The sequence below is a fragment of the Moraxella lacunata genome, assembly GCF_900453205.1.
GTDB classification, from domain to species: domain Bacteria; phylum Pseudomonadota; class Gammaproteobacteria; order Pseudomonadales; family Moraxellaceae; genus Moraxella; species Moraxella lacunata_B.
This window is the reverse complement of sequence record NZ_UGQU01000003.1, coordinates 318,477-336,979: the sequence shown is the minus strand read 5'-3', so window position 1 is coordinate 336,979 and position 18,503 is coordinate 318,477. Positions and strand designations below refer to the sequence as shown.

Below are 18,503 nucleotides of genomic sequence, written 5' to 3'. Positions count from 1 at the left end.
TCAAACAAGCCCAATCTACACCAAGGTTGGGCTTGTTTTTATGTTTAATTTAGACCATGTTTTAATAATGCGTTGATATGCCCACAAAAACTTGATAAAATTCGCCACAGTTATTGAGCTGTAAGGGGTTTTATCATATTAGGCGTAACAAAAAATTTAGGGCGTGCCTGCCATTGATGACATTTTTATAAAATAAGATAAAACCTTTGCAATCACCTCATACAAGCAATCACAAGGATTTTACCCATGAATACAGACCTTCAATCCCAATTAACCCAAGCCCTACTATCACACGAAAAAGTATGGGCAAACGAAGAAAAAACCATTTTAGCCAAAAACATTCTGTTGGATTTGGTAGAAAAAACCGACCCGACCATTATCGGTTTGTTGTTGGGAAATGATGATTTAAAACGCCATTTTTTTGTGGAAATAAATGGCGTTTTGGTGTTTAAATTGCAGGATTTTCGTTTTTTCTTGGATAAACACGGCGTCAATAATTCCTACACAAAATACGCCAATCGCATTGGCTTGACGGACGGCAATCGTTTTTTGAAAGACAGTAGCGATATTGTGTTGGATTTTCCGTTTAAAGATTGTGTATTAAATGGTGGGCAAAGCACCGAAGAAGGCGAAGAGATTTATTTTAAACGCAGTAATAGCCAGCCAGCCAGCCAGCCAGCCAGCCAGCCAGCCAGCCAGCCAGCCAGCCAGCCAGCCAGCCAGCCAGCCAATTATACACCAAATTAACCCGAAAAAGGCAAGAAATATTTTTTAATCAAACGCTTGCTTTTGATGAAATTGACCGACTTTTTGACGCAAAAGCATTCTCAAAATTCTCCCGCCACACCGCAGACGGCAAACAACCTGTTGGCGACATCAAACGCCATTCTGACGGCACACCTGCCGAAAATCTCATTATCAAAGGCAATAATCTAATCGCCCTGCATTCGCTTGCCAAACAGTTTAAAGGCAAAATCAAGCTGATTTATATCGACCCGCCTTATAACACTGGCAATGACGGCTTTAAATACAACGACAAATTCAATCATTCATCGTGGCTCACTTTTATGAAAAATCGCTTGGAAATTGCGAAAACATTATTGGCTGATGATGGGGTAATTTTTGTACAATGTGATGATAATGAACAGGCGTATTTGAAAATATTAATGGATGAGATTTTTGAGCGTGAAAATTTCATTAATATGATTATTCCTGAAATGAGCAATGCTTCTGGGAATAAAATTAAACACGCTATTAAAGGGAAGAAATTTCCAAAACTAAAAGAATACATCATTTTATATGCTAAAAATAAAAATCAGATTAAGTTAACTATCCCCAAACAGGCAAAAGAAAAATGGGATAAAGAATACAATCAAATTATTCCTGAATTAACTCCCCAAAGTTTTGAAAGAATTATTGAATTAATTGAAGATAAAAAAATAACAGAATTGGACAAACTGCTTAATGGACTATCTTTAGTTTCATTATCAGAATTTATAAAATCAAATGAAAAAATTATTATTGATGAATGGGTATCTAATCATTTGTCAGTTATATCAGAGAATAAATTAACTGCAGAACAAATTCATGAACAAGCTATTTCTGATTGGAAATGGAATAATGCTTATCGAATTGTTGCATCTAAACCAAATAAAGCATTGAGAAAAAAAGCTCTTAAATTAGATTTTAAACAGCCCATTCAATCTCTTACCAATCCCAGTGGCGATGTAAAAATTATTTTGACAGATTTTAACCGAGAAACCGAAACCGCCAGAATTGAATTGGCATTTGCAGAAATAAATTCATCTATATATATTGGCGATATTTGGTTCAAGATTACTACCACAGGTGGGGTTGCTCAAGAAGGGGGAGTTAATTTTGCAAATGGTAAAAAACCTGAACAACTGTTAAAAATCATTTTAGATTGTGCAACGAAAAAGGGCGACATCGTCCTAGACTACCATTTAGGCTCTGGTACAACCTGTGCCGTTGCCCACAAAATGGGTCGTCAATATATCGGCATTGAGCAAATGGATTATATTGAAACGCTTGCCGTTGAACGGCTAAAAAAAGTGATTGAAGGCGAACAAAGCGGTATTTCCAAAGCCGTGAATTGGCAAGGCGGTGGCGAGTTTGTATATGCCGAGCTTGCCCCATTTAACGAAACCGCCAAACAACAAATTTTGGCTTGCGAAAATATAGACGACATCAAAACACTGTTTAATGAATTATGCGAAAAATACTTCTTAAAATACAATGTGAGTGTCAATGAATTTAGCCAAATTATTAACGAGCCTGAATTTCAATCTTTGCCATTAGACGAACAAAAACAAATGGTGCTTGAAATGTTGGATTTAAATCAAATGTATGTTTCTTTATCTGAAATGGATGATAAACAATTTGCAAGTTGTCTAAATGATAACGATAAAGCGTTAAGCCGTGCGTTCTATCAATCAGCACAAAATCAAGCGGAGAAAAAAGATGGCGAATAATAAAACTTTATTTGAAGTGATTGAAAACCGAAAACAAATTTATTTGGAAGACGGCGATACCAACAAATTTGCCATTCCCAAATTCATTACCAATAATTTGAAATATCCATTTTTTGATTGGCAAAAATCGGCTTTGGAAAATTTTTTGATTTTTGAAAATTTAAAATCAATCACAGATTTCCCTGACATTAAAAACCGCCCTACGCATTTGCTATTTAATATGGCGACAGGGGCAGGCAAAACGATGATGATGGCTACATTGATTTTGTATTATTTTGAAAAAGGCTATCGTCATTTTTTGTTTTTTGTGAATCAAAATAATATCGTGGATAAAACGGAAAATAATTTTATTGACCCAAGCCACGCAAAATTTTTATTTACCGAAAAGATTTTGCAAGGCGATACGGTAATTCCGATTCGCAAAGTAGAGACATTTAGCCAATATCCAGACGGCATTGAAATTAAATTTACCAGTATTCAAAAACTGTACAACGACATTCACACCGAGCGAGAAAATCAAACGACATTATCGGATTTGCACGATTTGAACCTTGTAATGCTGGGCGATGAAGCACACCATTTAAATGCTCAAACCAAAGGTAACAAACAAACTGTATTGGATCTGGAAGTGGAATTAAAAGCCAATGCAGGCAATGCCGAGATTGAACGCAAAGGCTGGGAACATATGGTTTTGCAATTACTACTCAATAAAAATGGCAATCCTAGCCAAAATGTGCTGTTAGAATTTACCGCCACACTGCCTGAAAATGCCGAAGTGCAACAAAAATACGCTGATAAAATCATCACAAAATTTGGTTTAAAAGAATTTTTGCAAAAAGGTTATACCAAAGAAATCAATTTGGTATCTAGCACACTAGGCAAAAAAGAGCGAGTGTTGCACGCTTTATTGTTTGCTTGGTATCGCCATCAAGTTGCGTTAAAATATGGCATTGCCAATTTCAAGCCTGTAATGTTGTTTAGAAGTAAGACGATTGATGAGTCAAAAACGGATTATTTGGCATTTTTAAATTGGGTAGAAAATGTGCAAGCGGTTGATTTTTCGTTTTTAACGACATTTTCAATGAGCTTAAACGACAGCGATAACGCCAACGAACAAGGCAAAACCCGCACCGAACAAGCCCTAAAATTTATGCAGGAAAATGACTTTGAGTTTGCACATTTGGTAAATTGGGTAAAACAAAATTATCAAAAACACAATGTCATTATTACCAATTCCGAAACCAACAAAACCAAAACCGAAAAAACCGACAGCGAAACGGAAAAACTGCTAAACAATTTGGAAGCGGCTAATAATCCAATCCGTGCCATTTTTACGGTGGATAGACTAACCGAAGGCTGGGACGTTCTGAATTTGTTTGATATTGTGCGTTTGTACGAAGGGCAAAACGGCGGTGGTTCAAATAAAAAATCGGGAAAAACGGCTGCCGCTACCGTATCGGAAAAGCAGTTGATTGGGCGTGGCGTGCGTTATTTTCCATTTGCGTTTGAAGATAAACAGCCGAATAAACGCAAATTTGACAACGACATGCAACACGACTTGCGTATTTTGGAAGAATTGTTTTATTACACGCACGATGAGCAATCTCGCTATATTTCAGAATTAAAAGCAGAACTTCGCAAAGATGGCTTTATTCCCGAAAACGATAAAGACAAGGTTTTAACCACCTTCAAACTAAAATCTGAATTTGCAGATGATGAAACTTTTAAAAACCTATTGATTTGGGCAAATCAAAAAGTAAAAAATCCCAATGCTAAAGCCAATAATGCAGAGAGTTTAAAAACCAATCCACAAACGCTTTTATTTCAAATTCATGGCAATCAGCTGTTGCAAGAAACACAATTTACAGCCGATGAAAAGGATGAAATAGCACAACAAATTGGCACACAAAATAATTTTACTCAAACCATAAAAATGAGTGAAATGGAACGGCACATTTTTAATAAAGCATTACATATCAAAGGGAAAAATAGCCAATCTTTATTTCATTTTGACCGCTTGCAAAACAAACTCAATATTCAAAATCGCAACGACTTACAAAATAAATTACTAAAAGATTGGCAAATTGAATTTTTAGGATTAGAGCAAGATAAACAGATTCACCCAGATGATAAACTTGCAAGCTGTCTGAAAATCTTGGAAATGGTTGAAAAGCGTTTGAATGAAAGTGATACGCCATTTATCGGTACAAAAGAATTTACGCCTAAAAAATTGTGGGAAATTTTTGGCACACCAAAACAAAAATGGGTTAAAAAAGATGATGTAAAAACGACTATTGCCACGCAAAATGATTGGTATGTGATGGATAATTTTGCTGGAACAACTATAGAAGAAGCGTTAATTCAATTTATTGCAGAGCGTTTGGGTAATTTAGAATCTAAATATGACATTCATTTAATCCGTAATGAAGAAGTGTTTAAATTGAATAACTTTGCCAATGGTGAAGGATTTATGCCCGATTTTATTTTATTACTAAAAAGCAAACAAACATCTTCTTCCAATAGAGTGAACGACTTTTTGCATTACCAAATTTTCATTGAACCCAAAGGTGAGCATTTAGCAGAACACGATAAATGGAAAGAAGCTTTTTTAGAAGCCATTACGGCAGAATATGGCAAAGATAAGATTCTGCAAAAAGATACACCGCATTATCGTTTGATTGGTTTGCCTTTTTTTACTGACAATGAGAAAAACCCAAAAGAGTATGGTCAATTTACAGAGTTGTTCCCATTAGGGGCAGTTTCTGAAAAAATAGAGTAGTGTATTGTAGGCAGTATGGTAAGGTGTGTAATACGCACCTTACTGTCATTGGTGCATTTTGAAGTTAAATGATTATAACTTCGGTTCAACTTCGCTTTATCCGCATGGCATTTGCCACAACAAAAAGGCTAGACAAACTCATACCAATGGCGGCAAGCCAAGGCGGTACATGGCCCAAACCTGCTGGCACTAGGATAAGCGTGTTATACACCAATGCCCACCGCAGATTTTGGCGGATGATGTAGCGAGTTTTTACCGATAGGTTTATGGCATTATTGATGACGGACAATTTACCCCCAAGTAACACGCCATCTGCCGACACCTGAGCTAAATCGCTCGCCCCTGCCATCGCCACCGATACGTTGGACGCACCGAGTACAGGGGCGTCATTGATACCGTCCCCCACCATCAGCACGGTATGTCCGTCTTTTTGTAGCTCTTTGATATGATTGACTTTATCGGTTGGCGATAGACCATGATAAGCGTGTTCTATGCCGAGCGTTTGGGCGACTGTTAAGGCGTTGTCGCTTGGGTCGCCTGTTAGCATGAGCGGGGTAATGCCTTGTTTTTTTAGATTGTCTATCGTTTGTCTAGCGTCCGTGCGTACCACGTCATTAAAATAAAAACGTGCCACCATGTCCCAACTCTCGCCTGCCTTAACCGACAATGCCACCGACATATTCGCCCCAAACGTGTCAAGCCGTTCGGTTATCAGATGACCGCCACCGCCATTTAACACAAATCCATCGTGCCCGATACGATACCACACCCCGTCCACACAGCCTTCCACACCCCCTGCCGTGTGGTGCGTGGCGTTTTGCACTTTTGGCAAATGCAAGCCGTGAGCGGACGTCAGGATGGCCCGTGCCACAGGGTGCTTTGAGCCGACTTCTAGGCTTGCTCCGACTTTTAGCCAATGCGTTTTGTCATGGGTGGTATAATCCACATGCAGTAGGTTGGCTTGCCCGACCGTGAGCGTGCCTGTTTTGTCAAATGCCACATGGCTGACTTCCGACAGGCTTTGAATGGTATGCCCCCGAGTCGCCAAAAAGCCCAAACCTGCCAGTCGGTTGGTCGCCATGGTCAAGGCAATGGGCGTGGCAAGGCTCAACGCACACGGACAGGTTGCCACCAGTACCGCCACCGTTGCCCATAGGGCTTGGGTTTTGTCCACAAACAGCCATATCACAAAAATCAGTACCGACAGTACGAGCACTCGAGCGACAAACCACCGTGCCATGCGGTCGGCATCTTGGGCGATTTGTGGTTTTTCGCTCATCGCACGGTTCATCAGGCGGTCGATGAGTGCCATTTGACTGTCGTCCGTTTGGGCGGTTACAAGCATGACAAAAGGCTGTGCGTCATTTTGTGAACCACCTGCCAATGTATCGCCTTGTTTTTTGACAATCAAATCACTCTCGCCTGTCAAAAGACTCTGCGACACCGTGGCAGACTCCGACAACAGCACGCCATCACAGGCGATTTGTTGCCCTGCTTCTACCCAAATGACATCGCCGACCGTTAGGGCTTGGGCAAGCACTTTATCATCGTCCGCCACGTCATGACTGGCATGAGCATTTTGCCAGTCTTTGATGAGTTCGTTATCCAACAAACCATTGGCAAATTCTGCAATGAGTTCGTCCGAATGCCCAAGCCGTTTGATAAGCACAGGCTCAATCACGACCAAATCGCTTGCCATGTTGGACGCTTTTAGCCGTGTGTTTTGCTCAATGTAGCGACCGGCGAGCAAAAAGAAAATAAACATGGATACCGAGTCAAAATACGTCTCGCCTGATTGGGTCAGCGTGGCGTATAGGCTTGCCCCAAAGGTTACGATAAGGGCGATAGAGACAGGCACGTCCATATTGACCTGCCGAGCCTTTATGGCATTATAAGCGGAGCGAAAAAACGGCACGCCTGCATAAAAAATGACAGGCATGGTAACAAACAACGCCACCGCCCTTAGAAAATGACGGTGTTCGTCCGCCATGCCCGAATAATCGCCAAAATACAGCCCGATAGAAAACATCATCGCCTGCATCGCCCCGACCGCCGCCACGCCCAGACGGATAAGCATTTGCTTGTTTTGGCGTTTCATCATCGCTTCATGCGTGTCCTGTCGATACGGACGAGCGTCATAGCCGACCGAATGCACCGCCCCCAAAATATCACCAATACTGCAACGGCTCTCATCCCAGTTTACACGCATACGCTGTTGGGTGAGATTGACCTGACACGCTCGCACCCCGTCCAGACCACGCAGGCGTGTCTCAATGAGCCATGTACATGCCGTACAACGCAAATTCGCCACCGACAGTTCTGCCGTACTACCACCGTCTTCACGATAGACGAATTGGGCTTTGACATCGTCATGATTATAAGCGTCAAAATTGGCAAGCGGTAGCGGTGCGGTCGGACTTATCTCACGGCGGTCAAGATAGTATTGCGAAAGCCCAAGCTCCACAATGCTCTCTGAGGCAAGCTGACAACCCAAACAGCACATGGGGCGTGGCTTATCAAAAATCACGGTAAAAAATGGCTCACTGGGCAACTTCTCGCCACAATGAAAACAATGCCCGTCAGGGGGCAACACTAGGCTGGTGTCAATGGGGTCTTGGGGGGTGTCGGTCATGGCGTATCATGCGTGCAAAAGTGGTATTATAACATGGCTTGGGTAGAATGGGTGAGGCGGGGTGTGGCAAGCTCATTGCTTTTTAAATTTGACATCAGCTAACAAAATTGAATTTTACCACAAAGACCGTAGCACTTTTTCATTTTGTAGAGTGTATCAAGCTTTGGGACGTACAAACCCGCCAACATGGTGAAATGGTCATCACTTTTTATCATAAAATTGGTTTGATTGGCAAGAGTGGTAATTGCCAATCAACGATACAACCCCAAACCAACATCTACATCAAAGCAATTATTAACTGGAAAATCCCTATTTACAACCCATTAAATTTATCGTAGAATAAAAATCATTCTTTTTTTTATCAAGGTAATAGGAGTTATTTATGCAAGCTTCAATGAAAGATGTGTTTTATCACCCCCTCCCCACCAGAGCCCTATCCGCTCTTTTTTTATGCCTATCTGTTGCTTTAACTGCGTGTAATGATAAATACCCTAAGGCAAATATGCCTGACACCCCATTAGAACAACCCTTAGAGATTATCATAGAGCCTAAGAAGGTGGCGATGACAAAGACTTGGGCGGCAGGGATTAAAGATGATGGCACATTATGGACTTGGGGAAGTGGTGCAGGTAAAATCAGATCCACCACCACAGGTAACCATGTAGACCCCACTCCAATGCCAGTAGAGGGTATCAATGATGCCGTTGCCATCTCTGGTGGCATAAGTCATATGCTACTTCTTAGAAAAGACGGTACAGTTTGGGCTTGGGGGTTTAACTATGATGGCGTGGTAGACCCAAAAGCAGGAACGGACATACCTGTTGGTGAACTAAGAAAGGTTGAAGGATTGGAGGATATTGTGGATGTGAGTGCAGGGTCACACAATTCATTTTTTATCAATAAGAATGGGGAAGTATATGCCATTGGTAGCAATAAACAAGGTTCCATGAATGGCATAAATGAACCACTTACAGCACCCATAAAATTAGCCAATTTAAAGGATATTGTGGCAATTTATAATGAAGGAGGTATTGTGTTAGCTCTTGATAACAAAGGAGAAGTTTATACAACTGGTAGTTCTGTTGGTAGTTTAGGGCGTGAAGTCATTCGTTCAACCAATGAAGAGATCCATTACTATCCTGCCGAAAAAGTAACTCTGCCCAGAAAAGCAGTAGATATTGCTGTAACAGGCATTGGCTGTATGGCATTACTTGATAATGGTGAAGTATGGGTATGGGGAAATAGCTCATTGGCAGGGCTTGGCTTACCCAAAGGTCAAGCTCCTGATTTGCCTATCAAGCACCCTTACCTAAATAGAATTGTCAATATTGGCGACCGTTCTGCCGTAGATGTGGATGGTAATTTATATATTTGGGGTGAAATTGGTTATGGTAGTTACAATGCTCCATCAACCACCATTTATCGTACCCCGATTAAAATTGCAGAGAATATGAATAATCCTGCCTTACTTGTGAATGGCAATGATGCCTCTGGCGTTTTAACTAAAGACGGAGAATTATATGCTTGGGGCTGGTTTAGTGGTATGATTGGTACAGGGGAGTCTCGTCAAGGACAAGCAAGTCGTGATGATGTTTTAACAGTACAAAAATCGCTGTTTACAACCCACTAAAACGAGTATATAATCAAGTCTCATTCTTTTTTACTTTTGGTTACAAGGATTTTTTATGAAAGCTTCAATGAAAGATGTGTTTTATCACGCTCTATTGGCAAGAGCTGGCTATATGTTGGCAGAAAATAAAAAGGATGGGGTTGCATTGAGCGATGTACCAACATTGCTTATGGAGAGCAAGCAATCCAAAATGACCACCGCCATGGCAGACTACCTAGTCAGTAAATTTGATTTTGTCAAAGTGGCTGATGACGATGATGTGAGTGTGACACTCGAAATGCCAAATATCCCTGTTTTTCCTCTCACACCAACCATCGAGACAAAGGTCAATGGCTATAATGGCATGATTTTTAAATCAAAAACGGACAATAATCATTATGTGCTTGTCAATCGTGGGACAGAGTTTGATACTGATGGCATTGAAAGATTTTTCTCCACATTTGCTGACCTTGTGTCAGATGCCGATCTTGCGATGGAGGGTGATAATGATCAGTCCGATAGCATGAAAGAATTTTTGACACAAGCCAAAAAAGATGGTCTTATTCCAGAGAGTGCTACGATAACCACCACAGGTCACAGCTTGGGTGGTTTTTTATCGTCTATGGCAATCAAAGATGACGAAATGGGCATTAGTTGGGCTTACGGCTATAATGGCGCAGGTTATCGCCCCGATGCTAATTTGCTTGAAAAGGCTGGCAAAGCTCTAGAGTCCATTGATGAAGTCAAAGAGATTTATGAGTACTACAAGAATCATACTGGAAAGGATTTGCCCAAACTAGAAGAGCTGTTTGACCATCCCAAACTTGGCAAAGCCGCTAAGCTGTTAAGTCGTTTCAAGATTTTTGTTTCAGCAGGCTATGTTGGTGTTAATAATCTTTTTGAGGCATTAGGCTGGGAGCCTTTGAGTATCGAAGGCAACATGACCAACATTCTTACCGAAGAAGGTCTTGATATTGTCTCAGGGTCTGGCGTTAAGGTGGGTGAGACACAAGAGATTACTACAGACTTACCACTGGGTTCAAGTCCTCTTGACCAGCATGGCATCATCCCCTTAACAGATGCGTTTGTCTATGCTTATCTGCTACATACCATAGATAATGATTATAGCATCAATAGTTTTAATCGCGTCCTTAAAGCTGCCGCTTTAATGAATGGGGATAAGCTCAATGCCTTGTTTGAATATTTGGCAAAATCTTTTCATGGGGGATTATCGGACAATAAAGCAGAATGGAACTTGGAAGCGGAACAAAACTTCCTATTCAACCTCATTAAAGACTTTGAAGACACTTCTTCTGGTATCAAGATTTACACCCTATTTAACTCTGACACCGCCACATTTTCTCACAATGCCTTAGTCGATACAGATGATGGCAAACTCATGCGTCACGCCTTATTGAACCATTCGGCAATTACTTTTTCGGTGAGCGGTGGTGGGCAAGCCAAACTTGGTAAAATACTGGGTAATGACAGTTATAGCTACAAAAAATTTGTCAATGATAAGGACTATGATAAAGAATGGGAATATGAATTTTTCAAAAATCTTGCCAAAATGAGCAAGATGGTTTATGACAATAATCTTATGGAAAAACACTCGGATTATTATAGTCATAAAGATGATTATCAAATCCCTCATAAATACGCAGACAGTGGGGATGGTCTGTATATCAACCACTGGCGAGACACCGAAGATTTGCAAAACCCTTATGTGATGTTTGAGGATGTCAATAAACAACTTGAATACAAAAGAGGTGGTGAAAAACTAAGCAACTATGATAACGGCAGTTATGATGTTACCTTTGTTGGTTCGCATTTTGACGATGAGCTGAACTTTACCTCCAAGGGTAAGGATAAACTATATGGACTGGGTGGTAATGACACCCTAAATGGCGGAAAAGGTAATGACTTTTTGGATGGCGGAGAAGGCGATGACACCCTAGAAGGCGGTCTAGGTTCTGATACGCTTTGGGGCGGTGATGGTAATGACAATATCTATGGCAACAGTCAAAAGAAAGATGCACCAAAATCACCACTTGGTGAAATCGATACCTACAACGGCGGTAAGGGCAATGATAATTTCTTTGGAAGTAACGCCAAGGATGTCATGATTGACTTAGAGGGTGAGGATGTTTATCATTTCTCGGTAGAAGATGCCTCTGACACACACCTATATGCTGATAACATCTATGATAGGGATGGCAAAGGTCACATCATGATTGATGGTAAAATGCTGAAGATGGGTGAAAAAATCAGTGATGTTTTGTGGTATAGCGAGGATAAACAGTATTACATATACAAATACAGCAAAGAATTGTATGAGCGTATTCATGCAAAAGCACCGACCATAGACGGTCTAGACTTGCAAAAATACTATGACTCTGAAAGTGGTGAATACCATTTGAACATCCATCATATTGCAACTAAAAAATTAATCGCCAAAGTATGGTACTGGAATGATGGTGAACTAAAATTAAAAGAGACGGAAGATGGTGGTGATAATAAGAACCCTCCAACACCACCTTTTGCCCCACCAAAAAACCCTCCAACACGCTCTGACCCACTGGTTCTTGACCTTAACCATAACGGGCAGATAGACACTGTTCATCTTAGCCGTGGGGTTAACTTTGATTTGGATGGCAACCGCTTTGCAGAGCAGACCTCTTGGGTCAGTGGTACAGATGGTTTTGTGGTATTGGACATCAATGGCAATGGCAGAATTGACAATGGTGCTGAGCTGTTTGGCACGGATACCCTGATTCAAGGGACGGACAATAAAGCAAGCGATGGCTTTATGGCACTGGCTCAATATGATAGTAATCAAGATGGACTGATTGATGCCAAAGATAACATCTACCGCAGTCTGAAAATCTGGCAAGATAAAAACCAAGATGGCATCTCTCAAACAGATGAACTTAAAACCTTAGCAGAACATGGTATTTTGGATATTCATCTTACCAAACAATCAGACAATCAAGTGGATAACAACCAAGTAACCCACACTTATCAAGGCAACTTTAATCAGGTTGTAACTGTCTTAACTGCGAGTGAAGCAAATCCTGCAGAGACTATCTCTACCCCTGTTATCAAACAAGGCATTGCCAAAACCTTACTGTTTCAGGTCAATACTTCAAACACCAAATGGCAAGTCAATGATGATGAGGTGGGCATTACCGACGACATCAAGGCTCTACCCAACCTAATTGGCTATGGCACCGTCAAGTCTTTGCACCACGCTATCAGCGATGACACAACGGGTCAGCTACGAAACTTAATTACTCAATTTAATACCGCTACGTTTGAGAATCAATCTACCATTGCCGAGCAAATCCTTATCCATTGGACAGGACAAGCCAATACAAAACAAGGAGAACTCATAGAAGGACGAGTGAATTTACAGCAATTAGGGGCATTAAAAGCCTTATGGGGTAAGGAGGATGAATGGAGTAATATTGGATTACATCGGTTTGCGGTTGGGGCGTTAGAGGGGGCTTATAGCAACACTTTAAACAATCTACACAGTCAGCTGTTAAGTCAGACCCATCACAAAGTTTGGTTGTCTTTGGTGGATTTCAAACTTAATCAACACGAATATAAGGGGGTTTTAGAAGAAGTCTATCAGGCTGATTTTCGCACCTTAATTCATCAGCTTATTGACAGCTACAAAAAAGAGGCAACTTACGGTAAACAACTTATTGAAGAACTTAACTTTACTATCAAATATTTGGATATTAATCATAGCCAACTTTATAATGATTGGTTACAGCAATTTAATATGGCTATCAAAGAGCAAAATTTAGATGAATTGGCAACCATTTTAATGTTGGAATCTATCTCAACTACCAATGCAAGTTATAAGGGAGATAGTATTCAAGGCACAGCACAAGATGATGTCGTGGATGCTAAAGAGGGTAATGATATTGTTTATGGCTTGATGGGTGATGACACATTAAGAGGGGGAATGGATAATGACATTCTCATTGGCGGTGCGGGTAACGACCGCTTAGAGGGCGGTGCAGGTAGTGACACTTATGTGTTTGGGCTGGGTGATGGTAAAGACATTATCATTAATCATGATGCGAATTTAGCAAAACTGGATACCATCTATTTTACCAGTGATGTTAAGTCTGAAATGGTTGGTCTAAAACGAGATTATCAAAACAATCTTATTATTCAATATTCACCAGAGGACAGCGTTACCATCCAATATTTCTTTGATAAAAGCGGAGAAACCGACTATCGCATTGATCAAATTCGATTTGCTGATGGCACAATTTGGACGGTGAACGACATTTTACACAAAGCCCAGCAAGGTAGTACAGGTGATGATAAACTGTATGCCTATGCAAACCAAAACGCACACCTGCAAGGACAAGAGGGTAACGATACGCTTTATGGGGAGAATGGTGATGATATATTAGATGGTGGCGATGGCAAAGATGAGTTAGACGGCGATGAAGGTGATGATATTTTGATTGGTGGTGCTGGCAATGATGTGCTAAAAGGCGGTACGGGCAACAACACCTATCTCTTTGGTCTGGGTGATGGGAAAGATATCATCACAACGGCTTCGGAAAATAAATACGACACGATTGAATTTAGGCAAAACATTACACCTGAAATGATTCTACTCAAAAGAGAGAATGGAAACTTAATTATTCAATACTTGCAAAATGATGCCATCTTGTCAAACGATAGCATTACTGTAGACAATTTCTTTGACAATAATGGTCTTACCAGCTATCATCTTGACCGCCTTAAATTTGCAGATGGTATTGTTTGGACAGCAAATGACATTAAAGCCAAAATTGCGCAAGGCACCAATCAAAATGATACCATCTTAGGCTATGACAATGAAGATGATATTATTTATGGCGGTATGGGTGATGATAAGTTATTTGGCAAAAATGGCGATGACACCCTAAATGGCGGAGAAGGTCATGATTGGCTGTATGGTGAGCATGGTAATGACACCCTAAATGGCGGAGAAGGAAATGACATACTTGAGGGTGGGCGCGGTCAAGACATTCTAAGTGGTGGCGATGGCAATGATATTCTAAGAGGGAATACACAATTTGATAGAAACTCTTTTAATGTAGTTAGTGTCATTAGTGATGACGATATTCTAAATGGCGGTAGGGGCAATGACATCTTGGAGGGTGGAGATGGCGATGACATTTATGTCTTTGAGAAAGATTGGGGGCAAGACATTGTTAAGGAGCGAGAGGGGGTAAACATTCTTTATTTTAAAGACATTAATCCTGAAAATCTTGCCATTTATAAAGACCAAAAGAATTTAGTGATTTGGCAAGCCAAAACTGAAAATCGTGTAACCATTACTGATTATTTTGTAGATAATACGACACCAAACATTAATAAAAATGTGATTGATGTCTTGCGTTTTGATGGCGGTATTGAATGGAATGCCATAGACATCTTATCCAAATTATTGCAAGGCAATATTGATAATGATACCTTGTATGGCTTTGATGGTGATGACCATATTACAGGGAATGCAGGTAACGATATCTTGTTTGGCAGACAAGGAGATGATATTTTGGAAGGTCAAGATGACAATGACACGCTTTATGGCAATGAGGGGAATGATACGCTCTATGGTGGTGATGGCGATGACACACTTTATGGTAATGAGGGGAATGATACGCTCTATGGGGGTGATGGCGATGATATTCTAAGGGATAATCATGGGGTCAATACTTTAATTGGCGGTCGTGGTTACGATGCCTATCATATCCACGGAACAACAAATACTCTCATTGATGATAAAGATGGTATTATTCATATTGATAGCAATCTTGCCTACATTCCTTGGGGTCACTGGGGGAGTGTAGGTATGACAGGTTATAATGGCATGTCTAACTATGAAAGTCTTAAATTGGCAAAATATGGTAATTTTTTATACAAAGTAGGTGAGGTTGGGCATTATGAATTTAGCAACAATCACAACAGATTGGGTAAATTTATTTATGACAGTAACAGCCAAACCTTAGTTTATGAAATCCATAGATGGCAATACCCAAACAGCCCTTATGGTAGTGATGGTAAAGCACATACCAACAACTACTTTACGATAACAAACTTTGACATTAATCAGATGGACGACTTAAGTGTTTATGTTGAGGGTGTTGATTTGAATTTAACTGGAGGGCATAACAATTATCATGCCACTCAATTTAGTCTGCGAGACTTTATTTCACAAGGGAAGTTTGAGGCTCATTACTCCAACACTGATGATGTTATCAATGACATTGCTGGTGCTGGATTTGGGGATAAAATAATCTATGCCAAAGATGGTAATGATGTCATCAACCTCAATGACAATGCCTTTAAGGTCAAGCACTACGATAATGGACAAAGTAGTGTAAGTCATGTTGGTTTTGTGTCTGTTTATGCAGGCGATGGCGATGATACTATCATTAGTACAGGGTACAATCCTTATGTTAAAATTTATGGGGAAGCAGGCGATGATGCCATTACCATTCATAAAGGTACTGCTGATGGTGGTCTTGGTGATGATGTGATTGCTGTTATTAATAATCCTGAGACAACCCATGTGTCCTACTATGCTTATGACAACATAAAATTATTCGGCGGAGAAGGTGCAGACACCCTAACAGGTGGTAATGGCAACGACTGGTTAGAAGGCGGAGAAGGTGCAGACACCCTCATCGGTGGTCTTGGCGATGACGTGTATATTGTTGATGAATTTGACACCTACCTTGAAGAAGGCAAAGACTTAGCAGGAGGCTATGACACCATTCACATCGCCTCTGATTTCGATTTGTCCAGCAACAACTTTGAGGCGGTTACTTTGCTAGGTGATGGTAACTTTAATGTTATTGGTGATGAATTTGACAACCAAATCATCGGTAATGCTGGCAACAATCATCTGATGGGTGGTGTAGGCAATGACACCCTTAATGGTGGTGACGGTGATGATATTCTTGACGGCGGCATGGGTGCCGACCTCATGGATGGCGGTCTTGGCAACGACTACTATGTCGTTGATAATGAGTTTGATGATGTTGTAGAGCAGTTCGATGGCGGTATAGATACCGTAGAACAACATGTTGACCGTCCATTTTATAGTTTTGACGAGTTTGGCAATACTGTAAAAACAGGCTCTTACAACCTACTGTTTAATGATGTAGAGAATCTCATCTTAAAAGGCGAGGCAACAAAAGCCTTTGGTAATGACCTAGATAACATCATTACCTTAAACAACAAAGACAACTTTGTTAATGCCCTATCAGGTAATGACACCATCATCTATCAAAAAGGCGGTGGGCGTGATACCATCCTAAGCACTGACAGCTTAGAGAGCAAAGACACTTTGGCGATTCATGGCTATGATTTGTCAGAGGCGATGCTTGTGCGTGTAACCAACACAGCAAGCAATCATGACATGCTCCAAATTCGCTTTAAGGGCACAAACGACCAAATCACGCTCATAGATTACTTTGCAGAACAGGTAGACGGCTTTGACAATCGCATGGATGAAATCACCTTTACAAAAGGCGGTAATACCACCACGCTATCTCAAAGCGAATTTGAGGCAAAAATATTTGCCCAGGCTAATAACCACGCCCCTTGGGTAAATAAACACCCAAGACCCATCAAAGGCGAGATTGACAAAGCCCTATCCATCACCTTTGATAAAGACACCATTAAAGACGTGGATGCTTATGACAGCGAGCTGTCTTATCGTCTCACACTTGCCAGCACGGGGGCTGATGGACAGTATGAGCCCCTACCTGATTGGCTCTCCTTTGACCCCAGCACGCTCACCTTAACAGGCACACCACCCAAAGGAACAGCAGGCAACCTTCAATTCATCTTATGGGGTGAAGACAGTTTTAATCACAGTGCAGGGGCGTATATCAACCTTAGCATTGCTGATGCCACAGTGGATAAGCCCACAGAGACATCTCCATCAGCCCCTGTTGCCATCGGTGATACCATCAAAGACACCCAAGGCAATGACACCTTAAGAGGCACAACCGCCGATAATACGTTTGTCTACACAAAAGGCGTTGACACCATCATTGATAAAGGCGGTAATGACACGTTGGTGTTTGGTAATGGCATTACCTTTAATCAGGTAGGTTCCACTCTTTTGATGTCAGGCAATGATTTGATACTGCGAGTCAATGGTAGCACCACCAATCAAGTAACACTAAAAGACTTCTTTGGCAGTGCCGACAGCGTTATCGAGACCATCAAGTTTGAGACAGGCGGTCAGATTGATTACAAGAGAATCTATGAGCTTTTTGGTAAAGAAGTGCCAACAAAGTCTGATGAATCAGCTCTGCCACCTGCCGTAAGCCCAGATGTCCATGATAATGCACCGCTAACCATCTCAAAAGACAATCACATCATCGGAGATGCTCGTGCCAACAAGCTTTATGGCACAGACGGTCATGACCAATTACAGGGCTTAGCAGGGGCAGACACCTTAGATGGCAAAGCAGGACATGACATTCTCATCGGTGGCAGTGGCAATGACAGACTTATCGGTGGCAGTGGCAATGACCTATACTACTTTACCAAAGGTTTTGGCAAAGACACCATCGTTAATACAGACGGTGGCTATGACAACATCTACTTTGATGGCATAAGCTTTAACCAAGTTGGCAGGGGTCTTACCAAGATGAATAATGACCTTATTCTAAAAGTATCTGGAAGTACTGATGAGCTGACCATCAAAGACTTCTTTACAGGAGGCGATAATGCTGACATCAATATCAGCTTTGCTGACGGCGGTAGCATTAGTGCCACCCAGTTACTTGGTCTGTTCAAGTCAAGCAAAACTGCCACCCATACAGACATTGACGGCTTTAACAAAGCACTCGATGTGTCTTTGGCACTAATGGAGGAATTTAAGACTCTCACCACAGAGAGTGGCACGACAATTATTTAAGTTTGACTTTACTTGTGTTTTATCTTACGCCCTCA

7 protein-coding genes are annotated in these 18,503 nt (G+C 41.1%); 5 read left to right on the top strand and 2 right to left on the bottom strand.

From position 1 onward, the window contains the following. Positions 1–246 precede the first annotated feature (246 nt). Complete coding sequence (locus DX073_RS10560) at positions 247–747, top strand: site-specific DNA-methyltransferase (protein WP_115008018.1); 501 nt, start codon at positions 247–249, stop codon at positions 745–747. Between the two features lie 28 nt (positions 748–775). Here the strand turns inward: DX073_RS10560 and DX073_RS14750 are convergent, their stop codons facing one another. Then, positions 776–979, bottom strand: a complete 204-nt coding sequence (locus tag DX073_RS14750) for a hypothetical protein (RefSeq protein ID WP_147279722.1) — start codon at positions 977–979, stop codon at positions 776–778. Between DX073_RS14750 and DX073_RS10555 the strand changes: the two genes are divergently transcribed. Both DX073_RS10555 and DX073_RS10550 read left to right on the top strand, forming a co-directional pair. Next, complete coding sequence (locus DX073_RS10555; RefSeq protein ID WP_309473756.1) at positions 915–2,492, top strand: site-specific DNA-methyltransferase; 1,578 nt, start codon at positions 915–917, stop codon at positions 2,490–2,492. The two genes, DX073_RS14750 and DX073_RS10555, sit on opposite strands and share 65 nt — an antisense overlap. Continuing rightward, entirely contained in the window at positions 2,482–5,271 is a 2,790-nt protein-coding gene (locus tag DX073_RS10550) for a DEAD/DEAH box helicase family protein (protein ID WP_115008016.1), read from the top strand. The genes DX073_RS10555 and DX073_RS10550 overlap by 11 nt, the downstream gene beginning before the upstream one ends. An 85-nt stretch (positions 5,272–5,356) precedes the next feature. Here the strand turns inward: DX073_RS10550 and DX073_RS10545 are convergent, their stop codons facing one another. Then, positions 5,357–7,903: a heavy metal translocating P-type ATPase gene (locus DX073_RS10545; protein WP_115008015.1), complete on the bottom strand. Its 2,547-nt coding sequence runs from the start codon at positions 7,901–7,903 to the stop codon at positions 5,357–5,359. 382 nt (positions 7,904–8,285) lie between these two features. On the opposite strand from DX073_RS10545, the gene DX073_RS10535 reads away from it, so the two are divergent. After that, positions 8,286–9,533: an RCC1 domain-containing protein gene (locus DX073_RS10535; protein ID WP_115008013.1), complete on the top strand. Its 1,248-nt coding sequence runs from the start codon at positions 8,286–8,288 to the stop codon at positions 9,531–9,533. A gap of 55 nt (positions 9,534–9,588) precedes the next feature. Continuing rightward, a complete protein-coding gene (locus DX073_RS10530) occupies positions 9,589–18,468 on the top strand; it encodes a calcium-binding protein (RefSeq protein ID WP_115008012.1) in 8,880 nt (2,959 codons plus the stop codon). Positions 18,469–18,503: the final 35 nt, after the last annotated feature.